The 8,155-nt window shown below is 63.9% G+C and carries 9 protein-coding genes; 2 read left to right on the plus strand and 7 right to left on the minus strand.

Annotation, left to right across the window (positions count from 1 at the left end; genetic code table 11):
- Positions 1–306 precede the first annotated feature (306 nt).
- The gene (locus D769_RS17765; RefSeq protein WP_008647690.1) at positions 307–744 is read right to left on the minus strand and encodes a hypothetical protein; all 438 of its coding nucleotides are present in this window, start codon (positions 742–744) and stop codon (positions 307–309) included.
- A gap of 411 nt (positions 745–1,155) precedes the next feature.
- Between D769_RS17765 and ptsJ the strand changes: the two genes are divergently transcribed.
- Both ptsJ and asd read left to right on the plus strand, forming a co-directional pair.
- The gene (gene ptsJ, locus D769_RS17770; RefSeq protein ID WP_008647691.1) at positions 1,156–2,451 is read left to right on the plus strand and encodes a transcriptional regulator PtsJ; all 1,296 of its coding nucleotides are present in this window, start codon (positions 1,156–1,158) and stop codon (positions 2,449–2,451) included.
- Positions 2,452–2,629: 178 nt separating this feature from the next.
- Positions 2,630–3,484 carry an archaetidylserine decarboxylase gene (asd, locus tag D769_RS17775; RefSeq protein WP_008647693.1) on the plus strand — a complete coding sequence of 285 codons (855 nt, stop codon included), beginning with the start codon at positions 2,630–2,632 and terminating at the stop codon, positions 3,482–3,484.
- A gap of 68 nt (positions 3,485–3,552) precedes the next feature.
- Here the strand turns inward: asd and D769_RS17780 are convergent, their stop codons facing one another.
- The 6 genes from D769_RS17780 to D769_RS17805 form a co-directional block, all read right to left on the minus strand.
- Complete coding sequence (locus tag D769_RS17780) at positions 3,553–3,804, minus strand: hypothetical protein (protein ID WP_008647694.1); 252 nt, start codon at positions 3,802–3,804, stop codon at positions 3,553–3,555.
- 4 nt (positions 3,805–3,808) lie between these two features.
- Positions 3,809–4,675, minus strand: coding sequence for a pyridoxine/pyridoxal/pyridoxamine kinase (gene pdxK / locus D769_RS17785; RefSeq protein WP_008647696.1), 867 nt, complete (start codon positions 4,673–4,675; stop codon positions 3,809–3,811).
- Between the two features lie 36 nt (positions 4,676–4,711).
- Positions 4,712–5,590: a YggS family pyridoxal phosphate-dependent enzyme gene (locus tag D769_RS17790; protein WP_008647699.1), complete on the minus strand. Its 879-nt coding sequence runs from the start codon at positions 5,588–5,590 to the stop codon at positions 4,712–4,714.
- Between the two features lie 163 nt (positions 5,591–5,753).
- Positions 5,754–6,707: a PDR/VanB family oxidoreductase gene (locus D769_RS17795; protein WP_008647702.1), complete on the minus strand. Its 954-nt coding sequence runs from the start codon at positions 6,705–6,707 to the stop codon at positions 5,754–5,756.
- A complete protein-coding gene (locus tag D769_RS17800) occupies positions 6,707–7,219 on the minus strand; it encodes an MOSC domain-containing protein (protein WP_035883233.1) in 513 nt (170 codons plus the stop codon). Before D769_RS17800 ends, D769_RS17795 begins: the two co-directional genes overlap by 1 nt.
- A gap of 151 nt (positions 7,220–7,370) precedes the next feature.
- On the minus strand, positions 7,371–8,009 hold the full coding sequence (locus D769_RS17805) for an XRE family transcriptional regulator (protein ID WP_008647707.1): 639 nt from the start codon (positions 8,007–8,009) through the stop codon (positions 7,371–7,373).
- Positions 8,010–8,155 lie beyond the last annotated feature (146 nt).

Below are 8,155 nucleotides of genomic sequence, written 5' to 3' on the forward strand. Positions count from 1 at the left end.
AGCCCCGGGGGCGGCGGTAACGCCGGCCGGCACGGGCTGCGCGGCCCAGGTCGGCGCGCTCATCAACGACAGCGCGGCGGCCCAAGTCAACGTTTTCTTGGTCTTCATGTCAGGATCGGTCGAACGGTACGACTGCCCCGGTGCCTACACACACGTTTCCCGTCACACGCCCCGCCACCGAACATCGTTCGGCAGGCGGGCACGCATGGCGTCAGACCGCGACGGCAAGCGTCACGGAAGTGTGTGGGCTCAGGGGCAATGAAGGCGCACCGTGCGTGCAGTCAGCACGGACGGCGGCCTGAGCGATCAGACGAAGGGTCTGGGCGGCCGGAACTGGCCTTCGGACTGGAACTTGCCGCGTTCCGTGAGCGTGGGCAGCACGACATCGACGGATTGCGCAAGCTGGAATGCGGGAAGGATGAATAACGCGCTGGTCTCGTCGACCGCGTCGAAAAGATCGAGCGGATCGAGCAGATCAGCCGACCAGATATTGCAGTACCCCGGCGGCGGACCGTCATCGAATTCCGCCTCGTCACCGAAGTCGGGATCTCCCGGCAGGGCAAGCTGCGCGAGATCGTCGCCGGTGGCGAGCCTCGCATCGTAATCGGGTATGGCCACCTCGACCTTCGCCGCTTCCGCTTTCGCCGCTACCACCTTCGGCACGGCCGAGCGCACGTTCGCCGCTGCCGAGAACGACAGCGCGGACAGGCACAAGGCAGTCAGCAGGAAGAGGACGAAACGCATCAAATCGGGGGCGTGAAAAGCGGATAAAAATCACATTTCTTGTGACTGATACGGTACAACTGCGGCATCAGCCTGAGAATTGTGATATTGCGGCACAGCATTGTAACCGACCGCAACAATGGACCCGGCGGAGGGCGGCAAGTTCCTTTGGCGGCTCCAACGACGGATCGGTGTGGAGCATCCGCGCGGCGCGCCGGGGCGGAGCCACCGCCGCGAATGCGGTGCGGATCCCGCTTCAATCCGGCGTCCCCGATTCCACCGCATCACCGTTTTTTGCCCTATGCCAATCGCTGGATTGGCATACCTGCCAAGTGTCCGGGCATGTCAGAATGACGCCTTCGGGCCAGATCGGACTGGATCGGGCCAGATGAATCCTGGCTTTCCCGCACACATCGACTGTCCTGGCACCCAATGAAAATACACGGCAAGACCGCCGCGGAGATCTTCGACTGTGTACGCACCCTGACGCAGTCCCGGCAACTGCTCCCCGGAACGTCTCTTCCCCCCGTACGCGACCTGGCCCTGGAACTGGGCATCAATCGGAACACGGTGGCCGCGGCCTACAAGCGCCTCGCCATGGCGGGCATTGCCGTAACGCAGGGGCGGCTTGGCACGATCATCCGCGACCAGTACGAACCGGGTGAGCAGGAAGGCACGCTGGCGGGCAGCCCCCTGACCGATCTTGCCAGTGGCAATCCAAATATCGAGTGGCTGCCGGATATCTCGGCCGCGCTGAAGAGTCGCCCCTACAAGCCGCGGCTCTATGGCGAACCCACCGTCAATGCCGGACTGGAAGCGTATGTACGGAAATGGTTCGAGCCCGACTGCCCCGCGCCTTTCGAAGTCAATCTGGCGCATGGCGCCGTCGATGCGATCGAGCGGCTGCTCAACGCGTATCTGGTGGCTGGGGACAAGGTAGCGGTCGAAAATCCCTGCTTCCTGAGCAGCATCAACACGCTGCGCGCCATCGGGCTGCAGCCGATCGGCGTGCCCGTGGATGCGGAAGGCATTCAGGCAGAAGGTCTGGCAAACGCCCTTGCCAAGGGGGCTCAGGCTGTCATCCTGACGCCGCGCGCGCACAATCCAACGGGCTGCTGCCTGAGCGAGAAGCGGGCGCGGGCAATCTCGCGATTACTGGCAAAGCATCCCAATGTGCCGGTGATCGTCGACGACCATTTCGCCCTGCTCTCTGGTGCCGCCTACCACCCGGTGATTCCTCGCAGCACCTATCGCTGGGCCGTGGTGCGGTCCTTCACCAAGGCACTGGGCCCCGATCTTCGCGTCGCCGCGGTTGCCAGCGACGTGGCCACATCCCGGCAGCTACGCTTGTGCCTGGCGCCGGGAACAAGCTGGGTCAGCCACCTTCTGCAGGACATCGTCGAGGTCACCGTCACCCGCCCCGAGACCATCAGGCTGATCGACAAGGCCCGGAACGACTACGCCCGACGCCGGCAGGCGATGGAGCAGGCGCTGGACGCTCAGGGCATCGGGCACATGGCGCAGGGCGATGGCTTCAACCTCTGGGTGCCCTTGCAGTGCGACGACCAGGCCATCGCCCTGGCACTGGCCCGGCAAGGCTGGCTGGTCCGGCAAGGGAGCGTTTTCTCCGTGCAGGATGGCGTGCGGGGCCTGCGCATCACGATTTCCGCCATCGAACCGGCACAATGCGAACGGCTGGCGCAGGACATCAGGCGCAGCCTTGGGTAGATCGCCGTCACCACGGTGGCAATACAGTGATTCCCTGCCGTAACAACGGCACCTCGCGACGATACCTGGCAGAAACGGTACAAACAGTACAAACGGGATCGTTCCACATTAGAATTCTGCCCCATGAAACAATCAGCGGCCCGATGCGTTGCACCGGGTCGCCCCAACGCCCGCCTCCATGTCCTTTTCGGTCCTGCTGCAACGCCTCGCCCCGCTACACCTGCTGACCCGTATCGCAGGTCAACTGGCGGATTGCCGTCAGCCCTGGCTCGCCCAGTACCTGATCCGCACGTTCGTGCGCCGGCACAAGATCGACCTCGATGAGGCATTGGTCAGCGACCTCACCACCTATCCGACGTTCAACGAGTTCTTTATCCGCGCGTTGCGCCCCGGCGCGCGCCCGATCGCCGCAGCAGACTGGACCAGCCCGGTGGACGGCACGATCAGCCAGATTGGGCGCGTCGAAGCCGGCCAGATGATCCATGCCAAGCAACATGCCTACAGCGCCACCGCGTTGCTGGGGGATGCCGCCCTCGCGAAACAGCTGGAGGGTGGGTGCTTTTCCACGGTGTATCTGAGCCCCCGCAACTACCACCGGATTCACATGCCGTGCGATGGGCGCCTGCTGGGCATGCGTCATGTGCCCGGCAAGCTGTACTCCGTCAGGCCAGATATCGTTGAAGGCATCGACGGACTGCTCGCCATCAATGAGCGTCTGGTTTGCTGGTTCGAGCATCCGCAGCACGGCGTCTTTGCGCTGGTGCTCGTGGGCGCGGCCATCGTCGGGCGCATCGCCACGGTCTGGCATGGCCTGGTGGAGCCCAAGCGATCCGGGCAAGTCTCGGAGTGGCACTACGCCGACGGCGCTACCGCACCTCAACTGAAGGATCTGCTCCAGGGTGTGGAGATGGGGCACTTCCAGCTCGGCTCGACGATCGTGTTGCTGATGCCGGGATCGGCATGGCAATACCATCCTGACTGGCAGGTCGGACAGCCGGTGCGGCTGGGTCAGGCAATTGCCAGCCGCGGCTGAATCGTCCCGCAATCGCTCCTCAATCGCCCCACGATCACCCCACAACCGCCCCACGCATCTGACCGATTTCAGCCCTGGACGTGCTCGTCCAGGGAGGTCTTGACGAACAGCGGCTCGATGCCGAGCACCCGCACGCCACCGGGGCCGCTTTCCACCACACGACGCTCATCCGTTGCCACAAGCAACTCGAGTCGATAGCCATCCGCAGCACCCAGGCGGCCCGCAACGTCCTTGACGGCCTCCGCGGCCCACGGCGTGCCGGAGTCGAAATGGCCCAGCAGCCTGTCATGGCGCCAGATGTTGAGTCGATACGTTTTCATCGGATCACTCTCGATGCGTGGTACAGGGGTTCGATGGCAATTGAAGCTCCAGGCTTTGCGCGCGACGGGTGGCTTCCAGAGCGGTCACCACGTGGTCGCTGGCGCTTGCAGCGGCCTCGGCCAGCGGCATTCCTTCCAATAGCCGCGCGGTCAACTTCGCGCTGAACAGGTCTCCGGTGCCCTTGGGCGACACCGGGATGCGGGGATGGCTCAGCACCTGCGCATCGTCCCGGGTGACGATGAGCAGTTTCATGTCGTCGTGTCCCCATGTGCCGGGGGCCGCGCTGGTGACTACCATCCATTGCACGCGATCGGTCAACAGGCTGCGCGCGGCGGCGACGACCTGCTCGACGCTGTCGGCGGAACGGCCGCTCAGATGCCCGAGTTCGAAATCGTTCGGCGTGAGTCCATGCGCCAGCGGCAGAAGCAGTTCGCGCACGGCCTCGACCATGCCATCCGCGACATAGATCCCGGTGTCATGGTCACCGATCACCGGGTCGACGATCACCTGCACATCCGGGTACTCGGCCAACACCTGATTGATCCAGCGGGATAGCACGGCCACCTGCTCCGGATTGCCGAGATAGCCGACCAGGATGGCTTTCAGGCGCTGGAGCGCGCCACGGGCCGACAGGTCGCTTAGATATCCCCCGAACCAGTCGGTGGGTAGCGCCCCACCGTGCAGCGTCGGGTAGTGAGGGGTGTTGCTGAACATGACCGTCGGCACGGCGGCCACGTTCAGGCCATGCGCACGCAGCGTTGGCAACGCCACGTTGTTGCCAACATGGCCATAGACCACCTGCGACTGTACGGACACAACGTCCATGAAGATGGGACGCAGCGCGTCCCCGGAATCTGTCTCAGCAGACATGGATCATTCCCTTGCGATGCAATTCAGCGTGTGCCATCAACGTTCGTCTTGAAGGCCGGAGCGAGCAGCACTCATTGTAGAGTCGCCCTCCTCCGCCTCTGGCCAGTAATGGCTATCGGGCGTAGATCTGGCGCCAAAAATTGCCTGACCAACACGCACGACCGTGGCGCCTTCCTCGATAGCAATCTCGAAATCCCCGGACATACCCATCGAAAGCGCCTCGAGCCCGATGCCGACGGGCGCATCCTGCCGTAGCCGCTCGCGAAGCTCGCGCAGCAGCACGAAGCACTGGCGTACCCGCTCGGCTTCCGCCGACAGCAGCGCCAGCGTCATGAGCCCGCGCACGCGCAAGCCGGAGAACGCAGGCAGCGCGCGCAGAAATCCCGGCACCTCATCGGGATGCAGACCAAATTTGCTCGCCTCGCCGGACGTGTTGACCTGCACAAACACATCGAGCGCCCTGCCCTCGATCTGCAGACGTCGGTCCAGTGCCTCGGCCACGCGCAGGCTGTCCAGCGCCTGGAACTCGGTTGCGAAACGCGCCACGAGCTTGGCCTTGTTGGTTTGCAGGTGGCCAATCACCGACCACTGCAGGTCTTCCAGATCCGCCAGCGCCTCCCACTTTCGGTAGGCCTCCTGCGGCTTGTTTTCACCGAGCAGACGGCAGCCGGCCGCATGGGCCAGACGAATGCTCGCCTCCGGCTTGGTCTTGCTGACGGGCAACAGCCGCACACCGGCAGGATCACGGCCAACGCGGTGACAGGCCGCCGCGATGCGCGCATGAACCGCTGCGAGGTTGTGACGGAAGTCCTCCACGGACTCGGCCTGTGGCCAGCGGTTGTGCAGGTCGTGGAGCGGCTGCGTCGGATGTGCGGTGTCTGGGGAATCAGGGGAATCAGGGGAATCTGTGTGCATGGCCCGGGCCTCGGCGCATATCGGGATATCAGCGGTGAGCGGACATGCCACTCCCGCCGCAGCATTGTCATAGGACAAATGCTATCACGACACAGGACGGAATGGGATCCGGCGAAAACCGAAACCATGCACGGGCACAGGCCCAAGGGTGCAACGGCAGCCCCTACAGATCCAGCACCAGACGTGACCCCGCGCATCCGGCCACACAGACCATGACGTCCTGGGCGCGCTCCTCCGGCGACAGGACCCGGTCCCGATGAATCGGCGGGCCTTCCAGCCAGGTCGTCCTGCACGCGCCACAAACGCCGCCTCCGCAAGACACGGACACGTCCGCCCCAAGTGCCTCCAGCGTTCCGACCAGCCCGACATTTGGCTCGACGGTCGCCTCCTTCCCGCTCCTTGCCAGCACCACGGTATAGGGCGCCGCGTCGGTATCGTCCACCGGTTTGGGCGGCGTGAAGCGCTCGACGTGCTTGCGGGCGTCCGGCCAGCCTTCAACGATCCGCTCGAAAGCGTCAAGCATCCTCACCGGACCGCAGCAATAGGCTTTGGCGTTCTCATCGCACGCATTCAGAATCGCGTCCATATCCGGCGCGGTTTCGACGCGCGTGTCGTACAGCCGGACCCTGCCCGCCGCGATGGCGTCGCCCAGCATGTCGACGAGCGATGGCGCCCCCGCGCTGGACCAGTGCAACACGTAGTTCGTCTGGCCCCGCAGTTCGAGATCGCGGATCGTCGAGATAAACGGCGTCACACCTATCCCGCCTGCGATGAAGACGTTCATCCCCGTATCCGTGGTGCGGATGCCACCTCTGGGCAGCGACACCCCGACCGACGCCCCGACATCGAGCCGCTCGTGCACGAAGGCCGATCCCCCTCGCCCCGCCACCTCGTGCTTCACGGCGATGACATACCGGTTCCTGTCCGAAGGCGCGTTGCACAGCGAGTACGTGCGCACCAGGCCGCCTCCGAGATGCAGGTCGATATGCGCGCCGGGGGTGAAAGGCGGCAATGGCCAGTGGTCCTGGTCGCTGAGGACGAACCGCTTGACGCCGGGCAGTGGCTCGTCGATGGCGGACACCACCACCGAGACGGTCTTGATGGGCCGGGCCGCCATCAGGCTGGCCTCACTACATCGCCAATACGGACCACACCGCCGCTGAGTATCTTGCAGTTGAGACCCGAGCGATGAACGAGCGGATCGAAGACAGCCTTGCCCAGGATTTCCTCCAGGTGACGGCATGGCGTGGACAGGCGAGTGGCTTCCAGCAACGTGTCGCCAAGCCAGAACCGGCGCCCCACGAGGTGATTGAGAGGCACGCCCTCTACCGTGACGTTCCGGCGGTGTTCCTCGGGATGCAACACGACCTTGGCATCCCGGGCCAGCGCCTCGAGCGTTTCCAGTTCGAACAGCGTGACCTGCCGGCCCTCTTCAGGCTTGTGAGAGTAGAACCCTGCCTCGTTGCCGATCATGTAGCGATCCCCTTCGATACCCTTGCCAGCGACGAGGGTGATCTCCGGAAAGGGCAGCATCGGCAGGAAAGCCCTTGGCGTTTTGTGAAGAAAGCGGACAACACCACGCCACGACGGCGCAGTGGCTTCGACGCTGCGGTCTGAGGTCTGACTCACGGTTTCCTCCATACCCTTAAAATTTCCTATATGACACACTGTGTCATGAAATCATAGGGCCAGAGGTACGGCGCGGCAAGTGAATTGCAGAACTACGTGATCCGTTGTTGCCTGGAGCGAAAGTCAGCCTCCGCGAGGGTTCGCCTTCGCGTCACGCCTTCTTGCGATCGCTGACGACTACCAGGGCCTGTGCCTGAATCCGCCCCAGCGAACGTGACCGGTGCGGAATGGAAGCGTTGAAATACAGCGAATCGCCAGCGCTCATGCGCACGGTACGGTCATCGAACAGGACCTCCATCTCGCCCGAAACGACGAAGATCAGTTCCTCTCCCGCATGGCTCGCCATGGGCTGGCCTTCTTCCAGCGTGAACGGCGGCACCATGATGAACGGCTGCATCGCCTTGTCGGGCCGTTCGGTCGCAATGGCCTCGTAGGTATAGCCAAGGCGCTCCGTGGAAGGGCTGAAAGGAATCCGGTCCGCCGCCCGGATATGAAGAATCTCGTTGGCTCGCGACGACCGCGTGATGAGCTGATCCACCGTCACGCCCAGCGCATCGGCCAGCTTGAGCACAGTGCCAATGGTCGGCGACGACAGTCCCCGCTCCAGCTTGGACAGGTAGCTCTTGGTCAGTGACGCGCGTTGCGCCAGTTCTTCGAGCGTCAGGCCGTTGAGTTTGCGCAGCTCGGCCAGCCGCTCGGCAATGCTCGGCTCGGCCGCCACGGGTTCCACTTTTTGCTTTTTGCTCATCCCGGAATCGAGGTTTGTGCGCGCCTGAACCGGCGCATCCATCGGTCCGCGATTTTACGGCCCGATGGACCCACCCGGCAACTCGGTTGCACTAAGGACACTTTGGTGTCATGCTAGACACACTTGTTTCCAATATGCCCCCTGAAGGAGAATGCAAGTGCGTCCCACCCGCCCTACCCGCCCCCACC

It is taken from the genome of Cupriavidus sp. HMR-1, from assembly GCF_000319775.1.
In the GTDB taxonomy this organism is placed as follows: domain Bacteria; phylum Pseudomonadota; class Gammaproteobacteria; order Burkholderiales; family Burkholderiaceae; genus Cupriavidus; species Cupriavidus metallidurans.

What these genes read in the sequence shown, in the direction of transcription:
- D769_RS17805 (WP_008647707.1), bottom strand. Translation starts at nt 8,009, where the DNA reads ATGGATGCGCCGGTTCAGGCGCGCACAAACCTCGATTCCGGGATGAGC.
- D769_RS17765 (WP_008647690.1), bottom strand. Translation starts at nt 744, where the DNA reads ATGCGTTTCGTCCTCTTCCTGCTGACTGCCTTGTGCCTGTCCGCGCTG.
- D769_RS17790 (WP_008647699.1), bottom strand. Translation starts at nt 5,590, where the DNA reads ATGCACACAGATTCCCCTGATTCCCCTGATTCCCCAGACACCGCACAT.
- D769_RS17780 (WP_008647694.1), bottom strand. Translation starts at nt 3,804, where the DNA reads ATGAAAACGTATCGACTCAACATCTGGCGCCATGACAGGCTGCTGGGC.
- D769_RS17795 (WP_008647702.1), bottom strand. Translation starts at nt 6,707, where the DNA reads ATGGCGGCCCGGCCCATCAAGACCGTCTCGGTGGTGGTGTCCGCCATC.
- pdxK (WP_008647696.1), bottom strand. Translation starts at nt 4,675, where the DNA reads ATGTCTGCTGAGACAGATTCCGGGGACGCGCTGCGTCCCATCTTCATG.
- ptsJ (WP_008647691.1), top strand. Translation starts at nt 1,156, where the DNA reads ATGAAAATACACGGCAAGACCGCCGCGGAGATCTTCGACTGTGTACGC.
- asd (WP_008647693.1), top strand. Translation starts at nt 2,630, where the DNA reads ATGTCCTTTTCGGTCCTGCTGCAACGCCTCGCCCCGCTACACCTGCTG.